Origin of the sequence: Dolichospermum circinale AWQC131C, from assembly GCF_000426905.1 — a bacterium.
Taxonomy (GTDB): Bacteria; Cyanobacteriota; Cyanobacteriia; order Cyanobacteriales; family Nostocaceae; genus Dolichospermum; species Dolichospermum circinale.
Map to the genome: position 1 here is coordinate 302 of NZ_KE384612.1, position 841 is coordinate 1,142.

Annotated in this window: 1 protein-coding gene; it reads left to right on the forward strand. The window is 44.1% G+C overall.

All coding sequences use genetic code 11. The annotated features are described in order from the left end of the window. Positions 1-841, forward strand: an 841-nt coding sequence (locus tag ACIR131C_RS25095) for a calcium-binding protein (protein WP_278047003.1), incomplete at both ends; no start/stop codon positions are given.

Consider the following 841-nt stretch of genomic DNA (forward strand, 5'->3'; position numbering starts at 1 on the left):
ATTGATTTACCCATTATTGACCTGAGCGCTAACCAAACGGTAGTCGAAGGCATCACCAATCCCCAAAATGTCACTTATACTGTTACTTTGTCTAGTGATAGCACTGAAACAATTACTGTTCAATATGCCACTGTTAACAATACCGCTACAGCAGGGTCGGACTATACTAGCACTAGCGGAACTCTAACCTTTGCTCCTGGTTTTACTAGTCAAGACATCATTATTCCTATTCTCAATGACTCCCTTAACGAACCACAGGAAACCTTTAATCTTACCCTGTCTTCTCCTACCAATGCCCAATTGGGTACAGCAACTGTAACTACAACCATTACCGATACTCTCGTAACTGCGGCTACTACCACCCTAGCAGCGAATGTAGAAAACCTCACCCTGACCGGAGCGGCAGCAATTAGCGGTACTGGTAATGCCGGCAATAACGTCCTTATCGGTAACGGCGCTAATAACACCCTCACAGGTAACGCTGGTAATGATACTCTCAATGGTGGCGCAGGTAATGACACTCTTAACGGTGGTGCAGGTAATGATATCTTATTTGGTGGTGCTGGTAATGATTTCCTGACTGGAGGAGTGGGAAAAGATACCCTAACTGGAAATTTAGGAATAGACCGTTTTGACTACCGCGTTTTAACTGATTCTCTTGTGAGTGACTTTGATGTTATTAACGGGTTCAATGCTAATCCCTCGAATGATTTGTTCGTTGTTGCCACTGCCCGCAGCGTTTTCAATAATGTCGGATCTGTGGCAACACTTGATACAACCGGGATTTCAGCTAAGTTAACTACTGCTGCTTTTACAGCTAATTCTGCGGCTCAATTTACCT